The sequence below is a fragment of the Alsobacter metallidurans genome (assembly GCF_014636935.1).
Classification (GTDB): domain Bacteria; phylum Pseudomonadota; class Alphaproteobacteria; order Rhizobiales; family Beijerinckiaceae; genus Alsobacter; species Alsobacter metallidurans.
This window is the reverse complement of record NZ_BMES01000001.1, coordinates 1,791,556-1,815,366: the sequence shown is the minus strand read 5'-3', so window position 1 is coordinate 1,815,366 and position 23,811 is coordinate 1,791,556. Positions and strand designations below refer to the sequence as shown.

The window sequence follows — 23,811 nt, the reverse complement described above, 5'->3', positions numbered from 1 at the left end:
CGGACATGTGGATTATCGGGCATCGCGGCGCGCGCAACCTGTGGGCGGAGAACAGCCTGGGCGGGTTTCGCCGCACGATTGATCTTGGCGTGGACGCGGTGGAATTGGACCTGCACCTCACCCGCGACCGCGAGATCGTGGTGATCCACGATCCCCTGCTCGATCGCACGACCACGGGGCGCGGCCCGGTAGCGGCCTTGGGGCTGGATGCTTTGAGGCAGTTGCGCCTCCAGGATACGGTCGACGAACGCATTCCGACGCTCGACGAAACTCTCGCCCTGTTCGCGCCCACCAGCCTGCACCTGGAGCTGGAGATCAAGACCGACTCGCGCGGCGTGCCTTACCCAGGCCTCGTGCAGAAAACCGTGGCGATGGTCGAGCGCTACCACATGGTGGAGCGGGTGCGGCTCACGTGCTTCGTCCCGGAGGTGCTGGAAGAGATCCGCGCCGTCGCGCCAAGCATGCGCCGGCTCGCCTCGCTTGACCGTCGCTCGGCCGAGATGCTGGGTGGCCTGAACCAGGCGCTGAAGCGCTTCATGGATCTGGATTGCACGATCGCGGTCGAGAAAAGCCTGTTGGAGGCGGAGCAGGACGCGTGCCTGTCGGTTGTCGGCACGGCCCGGCTCGGCGTCTGGGCGCCGAACACGGCGACGGACTTGCACCATTGGCTCCGCCAGCCCATCGCGCAACTGACGACGGATAGGCCTGATCTCGCCGTCGACATACGAGCGCAGCTGGCGGGTAACGGATCCGCCTCATAGCATGCATATGCTCGTAACGAGGCCGTCTCGGCGCGGGTCATTCGGGGTGAACGCTCGTCACAAACCCACGCCCGGCCCTCATGACCGGCTTCAGTTGCACGAGCGTCCGACTGGTATCAAACTCACGCGGAGGGCGTCGTTGACCCTGATCTCGTTGGATCGTCGCTCTCTGGCGGACATGCCGCCCACCGTCGAACGTCCCGCATTCGATCCGGCCAGCGTGCGGCCCGGGATCGTGCATCTCGGCCTGGGCGGCTTTCACCGCGCCCACATGGCCCGCTACACGCATGAACTGATGGAACGGCGGCCGGAAGCGCTGGAGTGGGGCATTGTCGGCGCGGTTTTGCTGCCGCGGGACAAGCGCATGGTCGATGCGCTGGCGCCGCAGGACGGGCTCTACACGCTGGTGGAGCGCAACGGCGAGCATGAGCGGGTTCGGGTGATCGGCTCGCTCGCAGGGGTGTTTGACGCCGGCGAGACGAGCGGCCCCTTGCTGGAGATCCTGGATCGTCCGGCGATCCGCATCGTGAGCCTCACGGTCACCGAGAACGGCTACTGCCTCAACGCCGCCACGAAGCGTCTCGATGTCGAGCACCCGCTGATCCGGGCGGATCTGGCTGACCCTTATCGACCGAAAAGCGCCATCGGGGTCATCGTCGAGATGCTCCGTCGCCGACATGTCGCCGGCGCGCCGCCCCCTACCCTGCTCTCATGCGACAACATCCAGCACAATGGCGAGGTGCTGCGCCACTGCGTCATGGACCTGGCCGCCCTGCGCGACGAGGATTTGCGGCGCTGGATCGCCGAGGCGGTGAGTTTCCCCTCCACCATGGTGGACCGGATCACCCCCGTCACGAGCCAGGCCGACATCGAACGGCTGTCCGAGCGCTACGGCGTCGCTGATCAGTGGCCCGTGGTGTCGGAGGTCTTCAGCCAATGGGTCATTGAGGATCGCTTCCCGCAAGGCCGTCCGGCTTGGGAGGAGGTCGGCGCCCAGTTCGTCGACGATGTCGCTCCCTATGAGTTCATGAAGTTGCGCTTGCTGAACGCCAGTCATCTGGCTGTGTCCGGCTTGGGCCAGCTCGCCGGCTATGTGACAATCGACCAGTCGCTGGCTGATCCGCGCATTCGCACCGTCATGGCGGCCCTGATGGATCGGGAGACCGGGCCCACGTTGCCCGAGATTCCCGGCGTGGACATAGCGGCGTACAAGGCCGAGCTTCTCCAGCGGTTCGCCAACGTGGCCATCCGCGACACCGTGCAGCGCGTCAACTCGGATGCGCCCATCAACCTGCTCGTGGAGCCGATCCGCGACCGCCTGAAGGCCGAGCAGGACGTAACGTTCCTCGCACTCGCGCTAGCCGCGTGGTTCTACCGGGTGCGCGGCGCGGATGAGAAAGGCGCGCCGCTCCTCGTGACGCATCCGCTTGCGGCTCTCCTGCGCGAGAAGGCGCTGGAGGGCGGACCGGATCCACGTCCGCTGCTCTCCATCAGATCGCTGTTCGGGGAACTCGGCGACAATTCGCGGCTCATCGCGCGCTTGACGGACTGGCTGGGCAGCCTCTACGGCGCCGGCGTGCAGGCGACGCTCGACAGAGCAAGTCAGATCATAAGCCGCAAGCTCGGGCCGCCTGGGTCTTGATCTTAAAAGGTGGATGCATTCGCTCTGACCTATGAACATGACCGCTTCGGGTCGGGAGGCGTTCGAAGCAGTCGGCTTGCGCCAGAAGCAGAAGTTCCGTCAAAGGCCGAAAGCGGGCATTTGCCGGCAGTTACTCGTGCTCTCTCCTCGCAGATTGCCGGTGCTGTCGCTTCTACCCGCGCGACGATGTGTCTGGCGCCAGATGCACTGCCGCCTTGGGCTCGCCGAAGAGGGATCGCTACGCCAGGCTCAAAACTGGAAGGCCAGGTCCGACGCTCTGCGAGTGCTGGGGCAAGCAGCCCACCCGGTTACCCTTTTAGCTTCCACAGATGGTGTAACCTGCTCGCGCCGCTTGCTGACGCTGCTTCGATCCGAGCATTACGGAATATCGTAATTCTCGAAGAAGTCAGCCAAACCGATGTTGGTATAGCTGTCGATGTCCCGAATGGCTCCTTCGACACGATCCTTGTAGGCGAGCAGCGCCAACAGCAGTTGGGCGGCGTCGCGGGACATTCCGAACTTGTCCCAGCTCTCGACAGTACGGTGCGGCAGGCCGATACGCTCCGCGAACCCTCGTGTCGACGAAAATCCCAGTTGAGTGACCACGGCCCGGAACTCCTCAGGGGTCATCCGCGGCATCACAAGATGGGATCGGATCCTCTCGAGAATCAGAGGAACATCGGACGGCGTCAGCTCACGTGAGCGCTTGGCGAACTGCGAGATGTTGACGTGCATCGGCTTTCCCCTCGTTTTGCGCGCATTCTATAGCCTGCACCGAGTCCTGCAAAGGTGCACAAATACGTTGACGTTGTCACAAATGTTCAATCATATTTGGCCACAACGCAGGCGGTCAATCAGCTTGCCACCTGGGAGGATTCCATGGCGCACAATCGGATCCGCACACTGATAGCGACGTTGTGTCTGGTCGGCGCAACGACGGTCCCTGCATTGAGTCAGGGAAAGATCATTCTTTATACATCACAACCGGACAAGGACGCGCAGGAAACCGTCAAGGGGTTCCAGGCCGCCAACCCGGGCATGCAGGTCGAGGTGTTCCGCTCCGGCACCACCGAGGTTATGAGCAAGCTTGCCGCCGAGTTCGCTGGCGGCCAACCCAAGCCTGACGTGCTGCTGATCGCCGACGCGGTCAGCATGGAAGCCCTGAAAGCCGATAAGCGCCTTCTCCAATACAAAGAGGCGAAGGCGGATGGCTTCCGCGAGGGTTCAATCGATCCCGAGCGCTACTATTTCGGCTCCAAGCTCATCACCACCGGGATCGCGTACAATACCGAAGCGCCCCTCAAGCCGCAGTCATGGGCGGATCTGGCCAAGCCCGAATTCAAGGGGTTGATCTCGATGCCGAGCCCGCTCTACTCGGGCGCAGCCGCGATCATGCTGAGCGCCATGACGCAGCGGGACGATCTCGGGTGGAAGTATTTCGAAGGGCTGCAGTCGAACCAGACCGTGTCGGTACGAGGCAACGGAGCCGTCCTCAAGTCTGTCGCCACCGGTGAGAAGCCCTACGGGGTGCTGGTGGACTTCATGGCGCTAAACGCAAAGCAGAAGGGCTCGCCGATCGAGTTCGTCTTCCCCAAGGAAGGCGTACCTGCGGTGACGGAGCCGGTCGCGATCCTCAGCACGAGCCAGAACGTGGCCGGCGCCAAGGCGTTCGTCGACTTCATCCTCTCTGACGAGGGGCAGAGGCTCGCTGTCAGCCAAGGTTACGTGCCCGCCAAGACATCGATCACCGGCCCAACATGGCTGCCCAAGGACGTCACGATCAACATCATGTCCAAGGACCTGAAGAGCATCCTGTCGCGCACCGAGGCGGATAAGAAACGCTTCGCAGACATGTTCGGCGGGTAAGCCCCAGCGTCATGTCGATCGCGGCGGTCGAACAATCGGGGCGCATTTGGCGCGAGCGGGGATTGATCTACGGGCTGGGCGCTGTCGTCAGCGCCCTGTCCCTGCTCCCGTTGGCGAGGCTGCTGGTTGAAAGCGTCATGGTCCGGGGGACACCGTCTCTCGACGCCTTTGGACGCGTGCTGTCCAGCCCGGCGACCTGGACGGCTTTTAGAAACAGCATGGAAACCGCGTTGGGCGGCACCGCCATCGCGTTCGTTATCGGAGCCATCGTGGCGATCGTGGTGGCGATGACCGACATCAGGGCGCGCTCGACGTTCGTCTTCTGCTTCGTGTTGCCGCTGATGATCGCCCCGCAGGTCACCGCGTTGGCCTGGCTGCAGGTGACCGGACCCGCCAGCCCGCTTCTCAAGGCGATCGGCATGGCCCCGCCGCTCGGCTCGCGCAATCCGCTGTATTCCGGCGAAGGCATCATCCTGCTGCTCGGCATCCAGTATGCGCCGCTGGTGTTCCTGACGCTGCGGGCAGGGCTGCGATCCCTTCCCCGCGAGCTCGTGGAGGCAGGTCTGTCGTCCGGCGCATCCAAGTGGATGGTGCTTCGGACCATCATCGTGCCGCTGATGACCCCGCCGCTCATCGCCGGCCTGGCGCTGTCCTTCGTCTCCTGCATCGGCAATTTCGGCATTCCGGCCTTTCTTGGAATTCCGGGCCGCTACACGGTTCTGCCCACGCTGATTTACCAGCGGCTCTCAGGCCTCGGCCCGAGCGCGCTGTCGGAAGTCGCGGTGCTGTCGATCCTCATCGGCGTCGTGGCGATCGCCGGCATCCTGCTGCAGGATCTGATGCTGCACCGCCGCGATTTCCGAACCACGACCAGTTCGGCGCAGTTCCAGCCCTTCGAACTGGGGCGGTGGCGCTTGCCGACCGAAATGCTGCTTTGGGCCACCATCACGGTCATCCTTCTCGTGCCGCTGATCGGGCTCGTAATGACCTCGCTGGTGCCCGCCTATGGCGTGCGGCTCACGACGGCGACAGCCACGCTGGCAAACTTCCGGTTTGTCCTGTTCGAGCACGAAGCCGCGCGGCGCGCTTTCGCGAACAGCTTCATGCTGGCCGGCGGCGCCGCGGTTCTGCTGGCGCTGATCTCGATGCCGCTCGCCTACTTCGTCGTATGGCGGCGGACGTGGCTGCTGCGACTGCTGAACTTGGCTGCGGAACTGCCCTACGCGCTTCCGGGCGTGGTGCTGTCGATCGCCGCCATCCTGTTGTTCCTGAAGCCGATCCCGATGCTGGGTATATCGCTCTACAATACGATCTGGATCATTTTCTTCGCCTATCTGGCGCGCTTCCTCGTGCTCGGGCTTCGACCCGTCGTGAGCGGCTATCACCAGCTCGACAGGGCGCTGGAGGAAGCCGCCCAGGTCGCCGGCGCCTCTCTGACCTTTCGGCTGCGCACCGTCATCGTGCCGCTGGTTGCGCCGGCGGCGGTGGCCGGAGCAATCCTGATCTTCCTGACGGCTTTCAATGAGCTGACCGTCTCGGCGCTGCTGTGGTCCTCCCGGGCGGAAACGCTCGGCGTGGTGGTGTTCTCCTTCGAGCAGGGCGGCGAGAGCAACTTCGCCGCCGCCATGTCGGTGCTCACCATCGTGGTGACGCTCGCGATCCTCCTCCTGCTGGCCGCACTGGGCCGCCACGTTCCCGCTGGAGTTCTTCCATGGCGCGACTGATCCTCGACCGCGTTTCCAAGTCCTTTGGCGACGTGCAGGTTCTCCAAGACGTCAGCATCGATGTCCGCGACGGCGAGTTCCTCGCCATCCTCGGCCCGTCAGGTTGCGGCAAGACCACCTTGCTCCGGCTGATCGCCGGGTTCGAGCGTGTCACCAGCGGCGAAATCCGCATTGGCGAGAAAACCGTTTCGGCGCCTAATCGCCACGTGCCTCCCGAGGACCGGCAGGTCGGGATCGTCTTCCAGTCCTATGCGCTCTGGCCGCACATGACGGTCGCGCAGAATGTCGGCTACTCCCAGCGCGTGCTCGGCGCCAGCAAGGACGAGACCCGCAAAAAAGTCGCTGAGGCTTTGGGCGTCGTTGGCCTCGGTGGATTCGAGGATCGCTCGCCGTCGAAGCTTTCCGGCGGCCAGCGGCAACGCGTGGCGCTGGCCCGCTGCCTCGTGCAGTCGCCCAATCTCGTGCTGCTGGACGAGCCGCTGGCGAACCTCGACGTCCATCTGCGGGCGTCGATGGAAGACGAGTTCTCGGACTTCCACCGGCGTAGCGGCAGCACGATGGTGTACATCACGCACGATCAGGCCGAGGCCATGGCGATGGCGGACCGCATTGCGGTGATGGATCGCGGCCGCCTGGCGCAGTTGGCGACGCCTGCCGAGCTCCACGATCGCCCGGCCACCGAAATGATCGCCAGCTTCATCGGCGGCGGCATGGTGCTGGACGCGGAGATGCTGGCCAGCGAAGCGGATGGCCGCTGCGTGGTCCGCCTCTACGACGCCGACGTAAAGGCGCGCTGCGCCAGGCGCCAGGCCCCGGGCCGATTGGTGAAGCTGGCCCTGTACCCCAATGCGCTGAGCCCCAGCGCCGATGGTCGGAGCGGCGTCGCCTGCCACGTGACCAAGCTGACGTATCTTGGCGGGCGCTTTCGGGTGGAAGTCGCGCCTGATCGGGCGCCCAGCACGCGGCTGTTCCTGCATGTGGACGAGGTTGGCGGGATTGAGCAGGGCGCAGCGTTGCGCGTCGCCGTCGGCGAGGGCTGGGTCATTCCGCACGCTGAAGGTCTGGCCGCATGAGACTGCACCTCCATGGCGGCTTCGGCGAAAAGGGCCGGACGTCGGTGGGCGTCGAGAGCGATGGCCTCAGTCTGATCTTCGATGTCGGGATCAACACCAGCGACAGGCAACACGCCTACTACCCGGCAATTAGCCCGGAGCAGCTCGCGCGGGCGCACGCCATCCTGATCACACACGCCCATGAGGACCATGTCGGCGGCCTTGGCTGGTGCGTCGAACAGGGCTTCGGCGGCCGGGTGCTGATGACCGCTGAGACCCGCGCCGACATGGATGCATGTCTGGCCGAGTACGCGACGCCGCAAGAGCGTTCCGCCGCCGCCACGTTGGACATTGAAGAGTTCAGACCGGGCGCGACGCTCGACTTCGGGGCGCTCCGGGTCGAAACCGGGCGTTCGGGGCATGCCGTGGGCGGCGTTTGGATGCGGGCGTCCAATCGCGCCGGGACGTCGGCGCTGTATTGCGGCGATGTGGTTCCGCACAGTCCCGTGCTCGCCATGGATACGCCGCCGCCGTCCGAGGTGGTGCTGTTCGACGCGTCCTATGGGGACGATCCCGTGCTGCTGGCCGAACGCCTGCGCGATATCGGCATGTGGGTGGGCAGTCGCGTGGGCCCGAGCCTCCTCCCGACGCCTCTCATCGGGCGGTCGCTCGAGCTCATCGCCGCACTCGGGCCGAACCTCGCCATCCATCGCGGCATGCGGGCCAGCATCCTGCAACAGGTCAGCCAGCGCATGTGGCTGCAACCCGGGATGTCTGATCAACTCCAGGCCACGCTGTCACGGATTGAGGACTGGACCGAGGGGGAGCCATTCCCGGCCAAGCCGCTGCTGGTTGATGATGGCATGGGCCTCTCCGGCCCAAGCCGCGACGCCATCGAGCGGGCCGTCCGCGATGGCGTTCCCATCCTGCTGACCGGCCATTTGCCGGCGGGAAGTCCGGCCGAGGGTGCCCTTAAGCGGCGCCAGGCCGACTGGATCCGCCTGCCGACGCATCCGACCTGGGCGGAGACGACGGCGCTGATCAGCCAGTGCGGGCCGCGCATCAGCATCGGTCACTCGTGCGACGAGGCCACCCTGCGGCGCATGGTTGGACGATTGCCGAACCTGCATATCGCGGCCACTGGCGACACCCTTGACGTGGAAGCTTTGCTGCATGCGCATCCTACTCTGTAACGACGACGGATATGGTTCGCCGGGCCTGGAGGCGCTCATCGCCGCCGCCGGGACGCTCTCGACTGACATCTGGGTCGTCGCTCCGGACGGCAAGCGCACCGCCGGAAGCCATGCGCTGACGCTCGGCCGCCCGCTGCATCTCACCGAGCGCGCGCCACAACGCTTCAGCTGCACGGGCACGCCGGCCGACTCGGTGGCCGTGGCGATGAGCCACCTTTTCGCGGCCGCAGGCAGACCAGACCTCGTGCTCTCGGGCGTGAACGACTCCCGCAATGTCGGCGAGGACATGATGTATTCCGGCACGATCGGCATCGCCCGCGAGGCGGCGTTCTGGGGGCTGCCCGCCATTGCGTTCTCCAGCGACGGCGCGCCGGATCTAACAGCGGCCGGACGCGCATGGATCGCTGGCCTGATCCGTCGTCTCTTCGAGAGCCGCGCCGCCTGGGCGAGCCCCGGCCATTGGCTTAGCTTCAATCTTCCAGCGAACCTGCCCGCGCCGTTCAAGCCGGTGGAGCGGATCGGGTCCAACAAGATTGGCGTCCGCTGCGATGTGGTCGAGCAGGGCGGGCCGACCACGACGCTGATCATGCCGCGGGGTCGCCAGAGAACCAGCGAGCCAGGGGACGAGAACGATCTGCTGTCGCAAGGCTTCGCCATCTACGCGCTGCAGTCATGGCGGGCTGCATCCGTGAAGAGCGCCGAGCTCGCGGCCGTGATCGGCTGAGGGCGTTGGACGCCAGGGAGGACGCCATGCTGTTCGAGAGGGCTGATTTGTTTCAGGCGGGATCGCCGCTGCGAAAGCAGGTGCGGTCCCGCGAATGGTTCACCGCCTCCGTTCAGGTCGTCAGCGCCCGCATCCTGCAGCCGTATGAGTTGCGCCCCGTGGTGGATGAGGACCGTGTCGCCCGCGCGTTCGCCGACTGGATGCGGTGCTTCGATCTCAATCGCCACCTGGCCCGCTCGGTCCGGCGCCAGTTCATCCTGTACATGGGCGGCGTCGTCAGCAGGGAGCTGGTGCGGTCGGAGGCGATCGGCGTCTCGGGCGAGCATCACGCGATCCAGGACGTTGAGCTTTCGCGGATCGTGGAGTTCTGGCCAGAGGGCTATTGCGCACTTCGTTTTTGCGCCGAGATCTGCAGCGCCATCCTGGAGGACGAGCAACTGCCGGCTTCCAGCTTCGTGGAAGCCCGGCAATCTCTGACGACATGGTGGTCCATGCGGGAGAACGCCGCCGAATACGCCGGCTGGGTGGTGCCGTTCTTCCAGCGCGTGATGGCGGAAAGCCCCGATTGGGATCGCGTTGACGCCCCGCCCCGCAGCAACTCGGCGCATTGAGTTGGGCTTCGTACTTCAACGCGCCCTGAACCGCCGGTCGACTCAGGGCATATCTGTACATTTTGTTTGACCAGCGCACAAAAGTGCAATACGGCAGAATGCAAGCCGCACGTTGCTGGGAGGCGTTCATGGTTGATCTCGCTCGCGTGGGTTTTGCGGCCGCGCTGTCCGCCCGCTCGCAAACCAAAGGTCCGATCGTGGTGGGCCTCGCCGGTGCAGGGCAGATGGGCACCGACATCGTCGTCGAGATCGCCCTCATGCAGGGCCTGCGGGTCGGCGCAATCTCTGAAATCAACACCAAGGCGGCGCGCGACGCCGCCCTGATGGCCGGCCACGATCTGGGCAACGTGGTCGACGCAGACTCGGCTTCGCGCATCGACGCCGCGATCGAGGCCGGCAAGATCGCCGTCACGGGCGACTTCAAGGCGCTTTGCTCGGCCGGCCGGATCGACGTCATCATCGACGCGACGGGCAATCCGAACGTCGGCACGCTGGTGGCGCTCGAGGCGATCAGCCAGGGCAAGCACATCGTGATGCTGAACGTGGAGGCCGACATCACGGTCGGCCGGCATCTCATGCAGCAGGCCCGCAACGCCGGCGTCGTCTACACGGGCGCGGCCGGGGATGAGCCCGCCTGCACGCTGGAGCTTATCAGCTTCGCGCAGAGCCTGGGCCTGGACGTGGTTGCGGCCGGAAAAGGCAAGAACAACCCCCTGAAGTTCGACGCCACGCCGGCCGAGTTCGAGGCCGAGGCGCGCGCCCGCAACATGAACGCCAGGATGCTGGTGGAATTCGTGGACGGGTCCAAAACCATGGTCGAGATGGTGGCCGTCGCCAACGCGACTGGGCTGCTCCCGGACGTTCCCGGCATGCACGGCCCCTCGGCGACCCGCGATGAACTCGCCCAGGTTCTTTGCACCCGTGAGGACGGCGGCGTCCTCAGCAAAGCAGGCGTCGTTGACTATTCCATCGGCAAGGGCGTGGCGCCCGGTGTGTTCTGCATCGTCAAGCCCACGCATCCGCGCGTGCTCGAGCGCATGACGGACCTCAAGGTCGGGCCCGGGCCGTGCTTCGCGCTGTTCCGGCCCTACCATCTGACCAGCCTCGAAACGCCGCTCTCGGCCGCCCGCGCCGTGATGTACGGAACGGCGGACCTGCAGCCGCTTGACCGCCCGGTCGCCGAATGTGTCGCCGTCGCGAAGCGCGACCTCGTCCCTGGCGAGACGCTCGGGAAGATTGGCGAAACGGATTACCGCGGCCTTGCGATGACGTGGCGCGACGCCCAGGCGGCGGGCGCGCTCCCGCTTGGACTGGCGGAGCGCGCCCGCGTCACCCGCGCGGTGAAGACCGGCGAACGCCTGACGTCCGAAAACTGCGCGCCGGACGAAACCATGGTGATCACGCAGGTGCGCCGCCAGCTTGACGAAGCGGATCGGTCGTTCCTCACGGCCTGAGCAGACGCTTCAAGGAGAAGCAATCGATGAGCATCTCTGGCTCTCCCGTCCAGACGGTCGCGCCGCAGTTCGACAATCGGCCGCGGATATACGGCCGCCTGTCGAAGCCGCAGCTGCACGACGCGCTGCGCAAGATGATCCTGATCCGCCGCTTCGAGGAGAGCGCCGAAGAGGCCTACATGCGCGGCCTCATTCACGGCACCATGCACCTGTCGATCGGCCAGGAGGCTAGCGCTGTGGGCTCCTGCCTTCCCCTGGACGACCGCGACTACATCACGTCCACGCACCGCGGCCACGGTCATTGCATCGCCAAGGGCGCCGAGGTGAACCGGATGTTCGCCGAGTTCTTCGGCAAGGAGGACGGTTATTGCAAGGGCCGCGGCGGCTCAATGCACATCGCCGACCCGACGCGCGGCAATCTCGGCGCGAACGGCATCGTCGGCGGCGGCATCCCGATCGCGGTCGGCGCCGCGCTGGCGGCCAAAAAGCAGGGGCGCGATTCGGTCGTGATCGCCTTTTTCGGCGACGGGGCGAACAACGAGGGCGCCTTCCACGAGGGCCTCAACATGGCCTCGATCTGGAAGCTGCCGGTGATCTTCGTCTGCGAAAACAACAACTACGGCATGTCGACCTCGACCGAGAGGTCCACCGCCGTTCGCGACGTCGCCACGCGCGCCGCCGCCTACGCGATGCCGGGCGTGGTCGTGGACGGAAACAGGCTGGCCGACGTCGCCGACGCGTCCTTTGAAGCCGTCGAGCGGGCCCGGCGAGGGCTGGGGCCGACGCTCATCGAGAACAAGACCTACCGGATCCGCGGCCACTCGCGCAGCGACCGAAACCGCTACCGCACAAAGGAAGAGATCGCGTCCTGGCAGGCGCGTGATCCGATCCTGCAGCTTGAAGCCGAATTGACCGAGTTCGGGCTCCTCACCTCCGATGAGGCGAACGCGCTGCGCGCCAGCGTCGAGACCGAAATCGCCGAAGCCATCGAGTTCGCCAAGACCAGCCCGTCCCCCCATGTTGAGAACCTGACGCGCGATGTCTACAGCAATTGAAGCCGAGACGGCGCCGGACGCCGGAGTTCGCGAACTGAGCTACGCGCAGGCTCTGCAGGAAGCCATGGCGATCGCCATGGAGGCCGACAGCCGGGTGTTCCTGATGGGCGAGGACATCGGCGTCTATGGCGGGGCCTTCCAGGTCACTGGCGACCTGGTGCACCGCTTCGGCGAAGACCGCGTAATGGACACGCCGATCTCGGAACTGGGCGGCGCGGGCGTTGCCGTCGGCGCCGCGATGGCGGGTATGCGGCCCATCTACGAGTTTCAGTTTTCCGATTTCGCCACCCTGGCGATGGAGCAGATCGTCAATCAGGCGGCGAAGATCCGCTACATGCTCGGCGGCTCGGTCTCCGTGCCTCTCGTGATGCGGTTCCCGGCCGGATCGGGCACGGGCGCGGCCGCCCAGCACAGCCAGAGCCTGGAAGCCTGGCTGGCGCATGTGCCGGGTCTGAAGGTTGTGCAGCCGTCAACCCCGCACGACGCCAAGGGCCTGCTGCTGGCCGCCATCGAAGACCCCGATCCGGTGATGATCTTCGAGCACAAGCTGCTCTACAAGATGAAAGGCCCCGTGCCTGAGGGCCACTACACGGTGCCGATCGGCAAGGCGGAGATCCGCCGCCCTGGGCGCGACGTCACCATCGTGGCGAACGCGATCATGGTGCATCGCGCACTGGAGGCGGCCGAGCGGCTCGCTGCCCGGGGGATCGAGGCCGAGGTCATCGACCTGCGTTCGCTGCGTCCTATCGACACCGCAACCATCATCGACAGCGTCAAGCGCACGTCACGGCTCATCTGCGTCTACGAAGGCGTAAAGACGCTTGGCATCGGAGCTGAGATCAGCGCCACCATCGCGGAAAGCGACGCTTTCGACTATCTCGACTGCCCAATCGTCCGGCTGGGCGGAGCCGAATGCCCCCTGCCGTATAATCCGGAGCTCGAAAAAGCCGCCGTGCCCCAGACCGACACGATTTTTGCAGCTGTTTCCGACATGCTCGCAAACAGGATCTGACCATGCCGACCGAAGTCATCCTCCCCCGGGTCGACATGGATATGGCGACCGGAAAGATCTCCCGGTGGTTCGTGGACGACGCCGGCGCCGTCGAGAAAGGCGCGCCGCTGTTCGAGATCGAGACCGACAAGGCCGCCATGGAGGTGGAGTCGCCCGCCAGCGGCGTTCTCCGGCTCGTATCCGACGCGACCGGGCAGGACGTGGCTGTCGGCAGCATCGTGGCGTGGATCTACACGCAGGGCGAAGCCCAGACGAACATGGCTGTCGGCGACGCGCCAGTCGCGCCCGCCGCTCCGGAGGAGCATGCGCCCCCATCGCGACCGGCGATGCACGTTACGTCAGAACCGAAAGACGACGCCTCACGCTCCGGCCTTCGCGCCACGCCGCTAGCCCGTCGCCTTGCGCGGCAGAACGGGGTGTCGATCGAGGGCGTCGGTGGAACCGGTCCGAGAGGCCGCGTCCAGAGCGTGGACGTGCTTGCGCTCCTTGGAAAGCCGCAACCGCGGCAGGTTCTGGCCCAGGCCGTGACCGCGACGGGCGGACCAGATCGCGCGGACCTGTCCGGAGATGGACTGCTGCACCGCGTCTGGCTTCGTCGCGGAGACGGATTGCCGCTGGTCATGCTGCACGGCTTCGGCGCGGACCTGTCGGGCTGGCGGCCCCTGGTCGACCTCCTCCCGGGGGCCGCTCCCGTGCTGGCCGTCGATCTTCCGAGCCACGGCCAGTCTTCCGCGGTGGGCGGGAGTGATCTCGCGGCGATCGAGGACGCCGTTTCCCGAACCATCGAGGCGGAAGGCGTCGACCGCCTGGTGCTGGTCGGCCATTCGCTCGGCGCCGCAGTCGCCACGATGCTGGCCGGCCGGTTTGGCGATCGCGTTGGCGGGTTGGCGCTGCTCTCTCCCGCGGGGCTCGGCCCGGACATCGACGGGGCTTTTCTGGATGGTTTCCTCAGGGCCGAAAGCGAGGCCAGCCTGAGGCCCTGGATGCTCCGCCTGGTGGCTGACGAGGACGCCCTCAGTCCAGCTCTCGTCGCCGGAACGCTGCGTCAGCGAACCCGCGGCGGTCTTGTCGACGGCCAGCGCGTGATGGCTTCGCACCTGTTCCGGGACGGCACGCAGACCTTCACAGTGCGGAAGATCCTGGCGGGCCTGTCCGTCCCCACCCGGGTCGTCTTCGGCGAAGCCGATCGCATCATCCCGGCCGCGCATGTCCGCAGCTTGCCGGGTCGGGTGGCCGTTCACCTGTTCCAGGGTGTCGGGCACCTTCCTCATTTTGAAGCGCGCCAGGAGATGGCCAGGATCATCGCGGAGACGTACCGAGTCGCCACCTGATTGCGGCGGCGGTCAGGCGGTGGCAGCCGCCTGGTTTTGCTTGATCAAGCCCATTGCGGTGCTCGCGTCCGTGATCAAGACCTTGGCCCCGGTAGCCCGAAGCGCCGCCTGGATGGCGGCGAGCTTGTCTTGCCCGCCGGCCACGAGCACGACCTTGGGCGTCGCCTTGAGCACATCGAGGTCGATCGCCATCACCTGGCGGTTCACAGGATGGTCGACCAGTTGGCCCTCGGCGTTGACGAACTGGCACAAGACGTCGGCGACGGCTCCAGCGCGCTTCAACGACGCAATGTCGGATTGCGGAAGGATTCCGTGCTGGAACACCGTCGAGCTTTCCGAGATCCCCCCGACCCCTACGAAGGCCAAGTCCATCGCCTTCGCGCGCTCGAGGAGAGCCCGCAGCTGCGGCTCCTGCCAGAGGCGTTGGCGCAGCGCTGGATCGGACAGATAAACGGGCGCAGTCAGCGCGAAGCTCTCGGCCCCGAACGCCTCGGCCATCCGCCAGGCGAAGAAGGACGGATTGATCCACTGCGACCGCACCAGCCCGCCGAGGAGCGACACCACGGCCACGTCGCTGGTCGTGCGGCGGGCCAGCGAACCAAGCGACTGGTGCAGCGTCGCGCCCCAGCCAACCCCAACCGTGACGCCGTCGTAAATCGCGCCGCTGATATATTCCGCGGCCGCATGGCCGATCATCTTCGGCGTGGCTAACGGGTCTGTCGGACTTGGCACGACGATGACTTCGTCCAGGTCGAACTGCGCCTCAAGGCTGCGTTCGAGTGCAACCTGGGACGCTGTCTCACCCTCGATCGAGATGCGGACGACGCCTTCATCGTTACAGGCCGCAAGCATGCGCAGGACTTTGAGCCGGCTGACGTTGAGATGCCGCGCGACTTGTTCCTGGGTGAGACCCTCGACGTAGTAGAGCCAGGCCGCCTTGACCTTCAGATCAGCGCTGCCGCGAGGGGCGCCGTTCGCCTCTCGCGCCGGTCGTTCGGGCCGATCAAAATTGGCCATGCCACCTTCCTTGATTTCGCGACCGCGCGGCCGCGACCCGCGTGCGTCGACCGTGCGAATGAGCCTCAGGCATTGGCCGTTCCTGCCGTCACCTTAGCTTGCAATCGGCCACGAAAGTAGCCGTCGCAGGGTCGATTCTGCCATCCGCCGCAAACGCGCACGAGTTCAACAGCCGGCAGCAAGTCCGGACGCGGGGCGTCTGAATGATCGGAGGAGATGACGGCGCCCGCTCGTTCTTGACTCAGCCATGTACGTGTACAATCATCGACGCAACAAAACAAATGTTCGTAGGGAGAGAGCAACGTGATCAAGCTGACGCGAAGGTACTTCACAGGCGCCATGGCTGGCGCCACGGCCGCGCTGCTCGCCCCGCGCGCGTTCGCTCAAGCCGGCAAGAAGCTGACGCTGTACATGGGCCCGCCGGAGGCCACCTGCACGGCCTTGGCGGAAGCGTTCGAGAAGATCTCGGGCGGCAAGCCCACGGTGCTCCGGCTCTCGGCCGGGGAGGCCATCAACCGCATCCGCGCCGAACGCAACGCGCCTCAAGCCAGCGTGCTTTATGGCATCGGTCTGCCTTCGATGATGACGCTCAAGGCCGATGGCCTGCTGCAGCCCTACAGGCCGAACGGATCAGACGATATCCCCGCCAAGTACCGCGACCCTGACGGGTTCTGGACAGGCACGGACGTCGATTTCATCGGCTTTGCCTGCAACAAGACATTCCTCGCCGAAAAGAAGCTCAAGGCCCCGCAAAGCTGGGAAGACCTGCTCAGGCCCGAATTCACCGGGCAAATCTGCTTGGGCAGCCCGGCGACCTCGGGCACCGGCTACACCTTCGTAACCACCGTGCTGCAGGTCATGGGCCAGGAGAAAGGCTGGGCCTATCTCAAGCGATTCGACGCCAACGTGGCGCAATACACCCGATCCGGCATCGGGCCTACGCAGCTTGTGGGGCGAGGCGAGGTCGGCATCGGCATCCTCTTCGCGCACGACATCCTCGGCAGCATCAGCAAGGGCTTCCCTATCGAGATGTCCCTGCCGCAGGAGGGCACGGGCTACGACCTGTTCTGCGCGGTGTTGCTGAAGGGCGCGCCGGAGGCTGACGCGGCCAAGCAGTTCCTCGACTGGGCAGTGAGCCCCGCCTCGATCGAGCTGCTCGCCGCATCCGAATACTACGACGTGCCAACCAATCCGAAAGCAAAGGTGCATGACCTCGTGAAGCCGTGGCAAAACGCCAAGCTGATCGATTTCGACTTCGCCTGGGCGGGCGCCTCTGCGACGCGGCAGGAGATCATCACCCGCTTCCAGAACGAGATCCTGGCGGGCAGGAAGTAAGCACATGGCCGACGCCGTCGCGCTTCCCGGCGGAGCGCAGGAGAAAATCGGACGGGGTTGGGGGCTGCTGCTGCTCTACCCCGTCCTCGCCGCGTTCGTGCTGCTGTTCGTGGCCTATCCGGTAGCCGAGCTCTTCTCCCGCGCCGTGATGGTGGACGGCAAGCCGACATTGGCGGTGCTCGGCAAGCTCGTCGCCGACCCGTTCAGCCGCAAGGTCTTCTGGAACACGCTGCTGCTCGGAGCCGTGGTGGCTGTGCTCGGCACTGTGATCGCCACCGCATTCGCCTATGCGATGACGCGTGTGGCGATCCCCCTGAAGGGGATGTGGCATTTCCTGGCGCTGCTTCCCACTATCTCGCCGCCCATCCTGATGGCGCTCGGCCTGATCCTCCTCTACGGCCGCCGGGGGCTCGTCACCCACGAGCTGCTGGGAATCCAGACCACCGCGCTCTACGGCTTCCGCGGCCTCGTGCTGGCGCAACTGATTTCCTATTTTCCCTTCGCTTACCTCCTGATGCTCAACCTCTTCCGCGGCCTGGACGCTTCGCTGGAAGAGGCCGCGTCCACCCTGGGCGCAAACGCCTGGCAGGTTCTGCGCACCGTGAGCTTGCGGCTGCTGATGCCGGGGCTGGCCGGCTCGGTGCTGCTCCTATTCAGCTACTCTTTCGCCGACCTCGGCAATCCGCTGCTGCTGGGCGGCGATTTTCCGGTGATGTCGTCGCAGATCTACCAGAGCATCATCGGCCTCTATGACATCCCGCAGGGCGCCTGCCTGGCGCTGCTGCTGACCCTTCCGGCCGTGCTGATGTTCTTTGCTCACAAGCAGCTGTCGGCGCGCACGGCCTTCGCCACGGTGGGAGCCAAGGGGTCCAGCCGGCACCGCCTCGTCCGCCACCGTGGCGCGAGGGCGGCGGCGCTTGCCTTCGTCGGGCTGGTCTCGCTGGTGATCGTGCTGCAGTACATGACCATCATCGCCGGCGCGACCACGCAGCTCTTCGGCATCAACTACACGATCACTGGCAAGCACCTCGTCGCCGCCCTGACCAAGTCGCGCGGCGCGCTGCTCGACACCTTCACCCTGGCTGTCGTGTCCTCGGCCGTGTCGGTGGTGCTGGGCCTGCTGATCGCCTACTTCGTCGCCCGCACGGAGCTGCCTGGCCGTTCATGGCTGGATTTCGTCGCCAACCTGCCGCTGGCCATCCCCGGCACGGTGATCGGCCTCGGTTTCGCGCTCGCGTTCAGCGGCCCGCCGATCGTGTTGACCGGCACCGCCGCGATTATCGTCATCGCCTTCTCGGTGCGTTCGCTGCCCTACGGCATCCGTTCGGGTGTCGCGGCGCTGGACCAGCTTCACCGCTCGCTCGATGAAGCGTCCACAACCATGGGCGCCACCGGCGGCCAGACGCTGTGGCGCGTGCTCGTGCCGCTCGTGCGCCCGGCGCTGCTGGCCGGCATGGTGTTTTCGTTCACCCGCAGCGTCACGACGCTGAGCGCGGTCATTTTCGTCGTCTCGCCGCACTGGTCGCTCGTCACGCCCACCATCCTTTCGCAGATGGACCGGGGCGACGTCGGCGAGGCGGCGGCGCTCAGCCTCATGGTGGTCGTGATGGTGCTGCTCGTCGTGCACGGCGTCCCGCATCTGCTCGGCCGCGACTGGCGTGAAGCACGGTAAGGCCCCGACATGACCACTGCCCACACCACACCGGCCAAAGAATTGCGCATCAGCCGGCTGGACAAGTCCTACGCGATGTCGCGCGGGCGTTCCGTCCCCGCGGTTCGCGACTTCAACCTGACGCTCGCGCCCGGCGAGTTCGTGACGCTGCTCGGCCCGTCGGGCTGCGGCAAGACCTCGGTGCTGCGCACCCTGGCCGGGCTGGAGGATTTCGAGGCCGGCGAGATCCTGCTTGACGGGCGCTCCATCGCCCGCCTGCCAGCGCACCAGCGCCGCATCGGGCTGGTGTTCCAGAACTACGCCCTGTTCCCGCACATGAGCGTCTTCGAGAATGTCGCCTATTCGCTGCGCCTGCGCCGCGAACCAGACCGGCAGGTGCGCGCTGACGTCGCCCACGCCTTGGAAGCGGTGGGCCTGTCCGAGTTCGGGCCGCGCCTGCCTGGCCAGCTCTCCGGCGGCCAGCAGCAGCGCGTCGCCGTCGCCCGCGCTCTGGTGATGAAGCCCGACCTGCTGCTGTTCGACGAGCCGCTCTCCAATCTCGACGCCAAGCTGCGCGTGCAGGTGCGCGCCGAGTTGCGGCGCCTGCAAAAGAGCCTCGGCACGACGGCGCTCTACGTCACCCATGATCAGGACGAGGCCATGAGCCTGTCCGACCGTATCGCCGTGATGCGCGCCGGTCGGGTCGAACAGGTCGACGCGCCAGAGGCGATCTACGCACGGCCCGCGACCCTGTTCGTCGCCGGCTTCGTCGGCAAGGTGAACGCCCTGCCGGGTCGGATCGTGGCTCGCGGGGCTGACGCCGTCACGGTCGAGACGCTCGGGCATCGTCTGGAGCAGCCAGCCGTCCCCGGCGCGCCCGGCCCCGACGTGCTCGTCCTCGCCCGGCCGGAGGCGCTGCAACTGGTCGAGCCCGGCCCCGGCATGCCCACCGGCACGGTGGAGATGATCGAATATCTCGGCGACCGCACCGAGTACCGCGTGCGGGTTGGGTCGACGCAGGTCACCGTCATCGAGACCGCCCTGGCGCGCCACCGGCGCATTGCCGAGGGCGAGCCCGTGGGGCTGGCCTTCGTCGCCCGCGCCATCCATCTTCTGCCGCCGGAGGCTGGGACTCCATCCTGATCCCGGCTCATAGCGAGGCCGCCTTGCCCATGCCGACACCCTCGACCTCGCCTGGCTCGCGCCCCTTCGATCGGGTGCTGCTGATCGTGCTGGACGCGCTTGGCGTCGGCGCAATGCCCGATGTCCACCTCGTACGTCCCAACGACGTGGGATCCGACACGCTGGGCCATGTCGTGCGGGCGGTGGGAGGGCTGTCCCTGCCAAATCTCGAGCGCCTGGGCCTTGGCACCGTCGCGCCGAACGCCGGCCTGCGCGTCGATCCTGCGCCGATCTCCGTGCACAGCGTCAACGGCCTGGGCTACAAGGGCGCCGACACCTATCTCGGCCACCAGGTGCTGATGGGCTCGCCCGTGCCCGACACGCCCGAGGAGCTGTTCTCGGCGGTGCGCGACGACGTCGCCGCGGCTCTGCGCGCGGCTGGCCATTCGGTCGAGCCGGCCAGCGAGGGGCTGCCGGCCCTGTTCGTCGACAGCATGATGGTGGTGGGCGACAACCTCGAGAGCGACCCGCTGCAGACCTATCACTGCGTCGGCTCGCTGGACGACCAACCTTATGAGGCGATCTTGGCCGTCGGCGAGATCCTGCGCTCGGTCGCGCGGGTGCGCCGCGTGGTCGCAATGGGTGGGTACGGCTTCCGCGCCGCGGATATCCGGAACTGCGTTGAGCTGCGCCCCACTGGCCAGAGCGGCGTCAACAACGTCGCGCTCGGCCTCTACACCAGCAACTACGTCGTGCGCCACCTCACCCGTGGCAACCGCCCGGACGTTCAGGTGCCAACCATTCTGCAGAAGGCCGGCTACACGGTCGAGCTGATCGGCAAGGTCGCCGACGTCATTACCTGTGAGGGCGCCCACAAGGAGCCGCACGTTCTGACCAGGCCGGTGATCGAGGCCACCTATGCGTCGCTCGGCCGCGTCAAGTGCGGGCTCATCGCCGTCAACATCCAGGAGACCGACCTCGCCGGCCACGACCAGAGCGCAAGGCGCTATGCCGATTGCTTGATCATGGCCGACGAGGGCATCGGCCGCATGATGGGGATGCTCGGGCCGCGCGACCTGTTGATCATCACCGGCGACCACGGCAACGACCCCACCATCGGCCACGACAAGCACACCCGTGAGTTCACGCCGCTGCTCGTCTGGAGCCCGACCATCCGGCCCAAGGGCATCTTCATGCGCGGCACGCTCGCCGACATTGCGGCCACGATCGCCGAAATCTTTGCGGTCGATGCGCCGGAGATCGGCTCAAGCTTCCTCGACGAGATCGAGACGGATTGAGATCGGCCATGGCGTACGACTATTCGTCGATTGGCTTCTACACCTTCGACTGCCTGGGCTGGCCGTTCACCCACGTGCCCGAAGGGGGCGGAACCGCCTTTCTCGACGACTTCACGCTCGCGGTCTCGGGCGCGGCGGGAACGGCCGCGATCGCGGCGTCCAAGATGGGCCTGCGCACCCTGGCGGTCGGCGGCGTCGGCGAGGACCTGATGGGGAGTTGGGTGCTGGAGCGCCTGCGCCATTTCGGCGTCGACATAGCCGGCATGCAGCAGATCTCCGGCGGGCGCACCTCGTCGTCGATCGTCACCACGCGGGCCGATGGCTCGCGACCCGCGCTGCACATGAAAGGCGCGACGCGCGACTTCTTCGTGGCCGACGACATGCTGGCGACCGTTGCGGCCGCGCGTGTCGTGCATCTCGGCGGCGTCGGCCAGATGGACCGCATGGACCAGGGCCGCAACGCCGAGCTCTTGCGCCTGGCCAAGAGGTCGGGCGCTTTCACCACCGTCGACGTGTTTGCGGGTTCGTCCGAGGACATGGCCAAGATCAGCGCCGTGCTGCCGCATACGGACTGTTTCATGCCCTCGCTCGAGGAAGCGCAGGCGCTAACGGGGCTGACCGACCTGGCCGACATGGCCCGGGTGTTCCTCGACCTAGGTGTGGCCTGCTGCATTTTGACGCTGGGCGACGGCGGCGCCTACTATCACGCCGCCGACGGCGCCTGCTTCGCCATGCCTGCCTTCGCGGTCGACGTGACCTGCACCTGCGGCTGCGGCGACGCCTTCAACGCCGGAATGGCGGTGGCCTTCTGCAGGGGCTTCGACCCGGAAACCTCAGTCCGCTTCGCCCAAGCGACCTCGGCGCTCAACGCCACGGGTCTGGGCTCCCAGGCCGGCGTTGTCTCGTTCGACGAGACCTGGGCCTTTATGCAGGCCACCCCCACTCGCTCTTGATCCCGGTCACGAGCAGTCCTCAAATCTGAGTTGAACCGGAACGCTCTGGATATCGTAAGCTCAGCTGCAGGGCGCGATCTCTGCGGTGAAAGCGTGCGATACTTGGTAGAATTCGGCGTTACGGCATCGCTTGATTGCTCTCAAACGCCTCGTCTCTTCCAATGGATGCTGATGACCTTTGGCCTCCAGGGTGTCAGCAATCGCGCTGCTCGCACGAACGAACCAATTCCGCCTTGAACCGGCCGTTGCGCCCGTTTACCAGCAGCGCCAGAGGTGCCGGTAGGTGAAGAGGCGCAGGCTCGCCCGCTAGGTCCTCGGGTAGGCGATAGCGATACTCGTAACGGCCAGCGCGCCGCTGCAGATACGACATACGGCCCGTTTTGCCCATGCCCGTGTAGCACGCAAGTGTAGCAATGCGCCGAGCTAAGCCGCTGACTTTGCGAGAAGATGATGCACCTCAATGCTTTAGCATTGAGGTGGCGCGCCCAACGGGACTCGAACCCGTGTTTTCGCCGTGAAAGGGCGTAATCTGCGACCACCTGAGACCCTCTGATCCGTTGTGAGATCACGAGAAAACAACATCTTGACGCATATCGTATCACCGTGTCTCCTGACGTGGAAGTCAACGAATTCGACAACGAAAGCGTCAGATGGCCCACCGCCGCAGCTCCCTTTCGACGCGCACGAGCCGGTCAACTCTGCCGCTGTCTGACACACCCGAATGGGAGGTCATCAGCCCGGGAGTGAGACTTGGTTACAGACGGGGCCGCGGCACGCGAGGAGGAGGCGGAGCTTGGCTCGCCGCCACGCGTGACCCGGACGGCAAACGGATCCAGACCCGCTTAGGTCGGGCCGACGATGTGGCGGCTGCGGATGGCGCGGAGATCTTGTCCGCTGATCAGGCGCGCGATCGTGCGCGCTCCTGGGCCAAGGCAATCCGTGCAGGCGGTGTAAAGGTCTCCCCTACCCTCACCGTCGGCGGCGTTGTCGAGCGTTACATCGAGGCTCGCGAAGCGGAGGGAATGAAGTCGGTCTACGATGCAAGATCTCGATTTCGCACGCACATTTCGCCCAAGCTCGGTGGCCTGATGGTAACAGAGCTGACGCTCGATCGGCTCACACGCTGGCGCAACGAGATGGCGAAATCGGCCAAGCGGCTGCGGACAGCCAAGGGCGCGGCGAAACAGAACATTCGGGAGATCGCTGCTGGGGATAGCGACGGCCTGCGCCGGCGGCGCGACACGGCGAATAGGACTCTGACCCTTCTAAAGGCAGCGCTCAATTGGGCTCGGGACCACCGTCTCGTAGACGACGACAGCGCCTGGCGGCTCACCAAACCCTTCCGAGGCACGACAGCGGCACGGGTTCGGTTCCTGGACATCAACGAACAGCAGCGATTGCTCGACAGCGTCGAGGGCCCGCTGCGAGACCTCATTGCGGCCGCGCTGATGACGGGCGCTCGGTTCGGTGAGCTCGCTCGGCTGAGTGCTCGAGATTTCGATCCCACAAACGGTACGATCTTCATTGCGGAGAGCAAGAGCGGGAAAGCGCGCCACGTGCCACTCACACCAGGTGGAGCAACACTGTTTGCGAGGCTCGCCCGTGGCAAGGCCGGCGAGGATCCCCTGCTATCCCGGATCGCGGGCGAACGCTGGAAACCGGCCACATACCAAAGGAGCTTCAAGGAAGCCCTGCAGCGGGCCGGCTTGGACAATCTCACCCTGCACGAGCTGAGGCACTCCTACGCCAGCGCAATGGTGCGGGCCGGCGCGCCGCTTATTGTCGTCGCCGAGGCTCTCGGTCACTCTGATACCAGGATGGCCGAAAAGCATTACGCCCACCTGGCGCCATCCTTCGTCGCCGATACAATTCGCCGGACTGCTCCGAACCTACTCCTCCCCGAGCTCCCTCTCCTCAAAAGCCCGCCCTCAGCCACACTGCAGTAGGATGGAGATCCGTTATGGCTCGAGTATTCGTTGTGGTGGCTATGGCAACCGCCCTTTCTGGATG

General features: G+C 65.9%; 20 protein-coding genes. 18 read left to right on the top strand and 2 right to left on the bottom strand.

The annotated features are described in order from the left end of the window. The first annotated feature begins 5 nt into the window (after positions 1-5). The gene (locus tag IEV99_RS08350) at positions 6-761 is read left to right on the top strand and encodes a glycerophosphodiester phosphodiesterase family protein (protein WP_188517199.1); all 756 of its coding nucleotides are present in this window, start codon (positions 6-8) and stop codon (positions 759-761) included. A gap of 139 nt (positions 762-900) precedes the next feature. After that, positions 901-2,403: a mannitol dehydrogenase family protein gene (locus IEV99_RS08345; protein ID WP_188517198.1), complete on the top strand. Its 1,503-nt coding sequence runs from the start codon at positions 901-903 to the stop codon at positions 2,401-2,403. A 378-nt stretch (positions 2,404-2,781) separates the two neighbouring features. Here IEV99_RS08345 and IEV99_RS08340 read toward each other — a convergent pair whose 3' ends face one another. After that, positions 2,782-3,138, bottom strand: coding sequence for a helix-turn-helix domain-containing protein (locus IEV99_RS08340; protein WP_188517197.1), 357 nt, complete (start codon positions 3,136-3,138; stop codon positions 2,782-2,784). A 144-nt stretch (positions 3,139-3,282) separates the two neighbouring features. Here IEV99_RS08340 and IEV99_RS08335 point away from each other — a divergent pair, with 144 nt between their 5' ends. The 10 genes from IEV99_RS08335 (at position 3,283) to IEV99_RS08290 (ending at position 14,425) form a co-directional block, all read left to right on the top strand. Further along, positions 3,283-4,269 carry an ABC transporter substrate-binding protein gene (locus IEV99_RS08335; protein ID WP_188517196.1) on the top strand — a complete coding sequence of 329 codons (987 nt, stop codon included), beginning with the start codon at positions 3,283-3,285 and terminating at the stop codon, positions 4,267-4,269. An 11-nt stretch (positions 4,270-4,280) separates the two neighbouring features. Continuing rightward, positions 4,281-5,993: an ABC transporter permease gene (locus tag IEV99_RS08330; protein WP_188517195.1), complete on the top strand. Its 1,713-nt coding sequence runs from the start codon at positions 4,281-4,283 to the stop codon at positions 5,991-5,993. Next, the gene (locus IEV99_RS08325) at positions 5,981-7,066 is read left to right on the top strand and encodes an ABC transporter ATP-binding protein (RefSeq protein WP_188517194.1); all 1,086 of its coding nucleotides are present in this window, start codon (positions 5,981-5,983) and stop codon (positions 7,064-7,066) included. Before IEV99_RS08330 ends, IEV99_RS08325 begins: the two co-directional genes overlap by 13 nt. Further along, positions 7,063-8,238: an MBL fold metallo-hydrolase gene (locus tag IEV99_RS08320; RefSeq protein WP_188517193.1), complete on the top strand. Its 1,176-nt coding sequence runs from the start codon at positions 7,063-7,065 to the stop codon at positions 8,236-8,238. Before IEV99_RS08325 ends, IEV99_RS08320 begins: the two co-directional genes overlap by 4 nt. Next, a complete protein-coding gene (locus IEV99_RS08315; protein WP_188517192.1) occupies positions 8,219-8,962 on the top strand; it encodes a 5'/3'-nucleotidase SurE in 744 nt (247 codons plus the stop codon). Before IEV99_RS08320 ends, IEV99_RS08315 begins: the two co-directional genes overlap by 20 nt. A gap of 26 nt (positions 8,963-8,988) precedes the next feature. Then, the gene (locus IEV99_RS08310; protein WP_188517191.1) at positions 8,989-9,573 is read left to right on the top strand and encodes a hypothetical protein; all 585 of its coding nucleotides are present in this window, start codon (positions 8,989-8,991) and stop codon (positions 9,571-9,573) included. Positions 9,574-9,701: 128 nt separating this feature from the next. Further along, the gene (locus IEV99_RS08305; protein ID WP_188517190.1) at positions 9,702-11,027 is read left to right on the top strand and encodes an NAD(P)H-dependent oxidoreductase; all 1,326 of its coding nucleotides are present in this window, start codon (positions 9,702-9,704) and stop codon (positions 11,025-11,027) included. A 26-nt stretch (positions 11,028-11,053) separates the two neighbouring features. Next, a complete protein-coding gene (locus tag IEV99_RS08300) occupies positions 11,054-12,082 on the top strand; it encodes a thiamine pyrophosphate-dependent dehydrogenase E1 component subunit alpha (protein WP_188517189.1) in 1,029 nt (342 codons plus the stop codon). Next, positions 12,066-13,094, top strand: coding sequence for an alpha-ketoacid dehydrogenase subunit beta (locus IEV99_RS08295; protein WP_188517188.1), 1,029 nt, complete (start codon positions 12,066-12,068; stop codon positions 13,092-13,094). Before IEV99_RS08300 ends, IEV99_RS08295 begins: the two co-directional genes overlap by 17 nt. Before the next feature lie 2 nt (positions 13,095-13,096). Beyond that, positions 13,097-14,425, top strand: a complete 1,329-nt coding sequence (locus IEV99_RS08290) for an acetoin dehydrogenase dihydrolipoyllysine-residue acetyltransferase subunit (protein ID WP_188517187.1) — start codon at positions 13,097-13,099, stop codon at positions 14,423-14,425. Between the two features lie 12 nt (positions 14,426-14,437). On the opposite strand, the gene IEV99_RS08285 is transcribed toward IEV99_RS08290, so the two are convergent. Beyond that, the gene (locus IEV99_RS08285; protein WP_188517186.1) at positions 14,438-15,442 is read right to left on the bottom strand and encodes a sugar-binding transcriptional regulator; all 1,005 of its coding nucleotides are present in this window, start codon (positions 15,440-15,442) and stop codon (positions 14,438-14,440) included. 303 nt (positions 15,443-15,745) lie between these two features. On the opposite strand from IEV99_RS08285, the gene IEV99_RS08280 reads away from it, so the two are divergent. From IEV99_RS08280 to IEV99_RS08255, 6 genes are all read left to right on the top strand, one after another. Continuing rightward, entirely contained in the window at positions 15,746-16,777 is a 1,032-nt protein-coding gene (locus tag IEV99_RS08280) for an ABC transporter substrate-binding protein (RefSeq protein WP_188517185.1), read from the top strand. Positions 16,778-16,781: 4 nt separating this feature from the next. Next, positions 16,782-18,449 carry an ABC transporter permease gene (locus tag IEV99_RS08275; protein WP_188517184.1) on the top strand — a complete coding sequence of 556 codons (1,668 nt, stop codon included), beginning with the start codon at positions 16,782-16,784 and terminating at the stop codon, positions 18,447-18,449. Positions 18,450-18,458: 9 nt separating this feature from the next. Beyond that, positions 18,459-19,571 carry an ABC transporter ATP-binding protein gene (locus tag IEV99_RS08270; protein WP_188517183.1) on the top strand — a complete coding sequence of 371 codons (1,113 nt, stop codon included), beginning with the start codon at positions 18,459-18,461 and terminating at the stop codon, positions 19,569-19,571. Positions 19,572-19,600: 29 nt separating this feature from the next. Beyond that, a complete protein-coding gene (locus IEV99_RS08265; RefSeq protein ID WP_188517182.1) occupies positions 19,601-20,848 on the top strand; it encodes a phosphopentomutase in 1,248 nt (415 codons plus the stop codon). Between the two features lie 8 nt (positions 20,849-20,856). Continuing rightward, positions 20,857-21,801 (top strand): carbohydrate kinase family protein, encoded by a 945-nt coding sequence (locus IEV99_RS08260; RefSeq protein ID WP_188517181.1) that lies wholly within the window; start codon positions 20,857-20,859, stop codon positions 21,799-21,801. Positions 21,802-22,688: 887 nt separating this feature from the next. Continuing rightward, positions 22,689-23,747: a tyrosine-type recombinase/integrase gene (locus IEV99_RS08255; RefSeq protein ID WP_244643679.1), complete on the top strand. Its 1,059-nt coding sequence runs from the start codon at positions 22,689-22,691 to the stop codon at positions 23,745-23,747. Positions 23,748-23,811: the final 64 nt, after the last annotated feature.

Bases quoted from the DNA above. Each gene is read 5' to 3' on its own strand.
- IEV99_RS08275 (WP_188517184.1), top strand. From the start codon at position 16,782: ATGGCCGACGCCGTCGCGCTTCCCGGCGGAGCGCAGGAGAAAATCGGA.
- IEV99_RS08285 (WP_188517186.1), bottom strand. From the start codon at position 15,442: ATGGCCAATTTTGATCGGCCCGAACGACCGGCGCGAGAGGCGAACGGC.
- IEV99_RS08315 (WP_188517192.1), top strand. From the start codon at position 8,219: ATGCGCATCCTACTCTGTAACGACGACGGATATGGTTCGCCGGGCCTG.
- IEV99_RS08310 (WP_188517191.1), top strand. From the start codon at position 8,989: ATGCTGTTCGAGAGGGCTGATTTGTTTCAGGCGGGATCGCCGCTGCGA.
- IEV99_RS08265 (WP_188517182.1), top strand. From the start codon at position 19,601: ATGCCGACACCCTCGACCTCGCCTGGCTCGCGCCCCTTCGATCGGGTG.
- IEV99_RS08340 (WP_188517197.1), bottom strand. From the start codon at position 3,138: ATGCACGTCAACATCTCGCAGTTCGCCAAGCGCTCACGTGAGCTGACG.
- IEV99_RS08260 (WP_188517181.1), top strand. From the start codon at position 20,857: ATGGCGTACGACTATTCGTCGATTGGCTTCTACACCTTCGACTGCCTG.
- IEV99_RS08270 (WP_188517183.1), top strand. From the start codon at position 18,459: ATGACCACTGCCCACACCACACCGGCCAAAGAATTGCGCATCAGCCGG.
- IEV99_RS08325 (WP_188517194.1), top strand. From the start codon at position 5,981: ATGGCGCGACTGATCCTCGACCGCGTTTCCAAGTCCTTTGGCGACGTG.
- IEV99_RS08320 (WP_188517193.1), top strand. From the start codon at position 7,063: ATGAGACTGCACCTCCATGGCGGCTTCGGCGAAAAGGGCCGGACGTCG.
- IEV99_RS08300 (WP_188517189.1), top strand. From the start codon at position 11,054: ATGAGCATCTCTGGCTCTCCCGTCCAGACGGTCGCGCCGCAGTTCGAC.
- IEV99_RS08335 (WP_188517196.1), top strand. From the start codon at position 3,283: ATGGCGCACAATCGGATCCGCACACTGATAGCGACGTTGTGTCTGGTC.
- IEV99_RS08295 (WP_188517188.1), top strand. From the start codon at position 12,066: ATGTCTACAGCAATTGAAGCCGAGACGGCGCCGGACGCCGGAGTTCGC.
- IEV99_RS08350 (WP_188517199.1), top strand. From the start codon at position 6: ATGTGGATTATCGGGCATCGCGGCGCGCGCAACCTGTGGGCGGAGAAC.
- IEV99_RS08330 (WP_188517195.1), top strand. From the start codon at position 4,281: ATGTCGATCGCGGCGGTCGAACAATCGGGGCGCATTTGGCGCGAGCGG.
- IEV99_RS08290 (WP_188517187.1), top strand. From the start codon at position 13,097: ATGCCGACCGAAGTCATCCTCCCCCGGGTCGACATGGATATGGCGACC.
- IEV99_RS08305 (WP_188517190.1), top strand. From the start codon at position 9,702: ATGGTTGATCTCGCTCGCGTGGGTTTTGCGGCCGCGCTGTCCGCCCGC.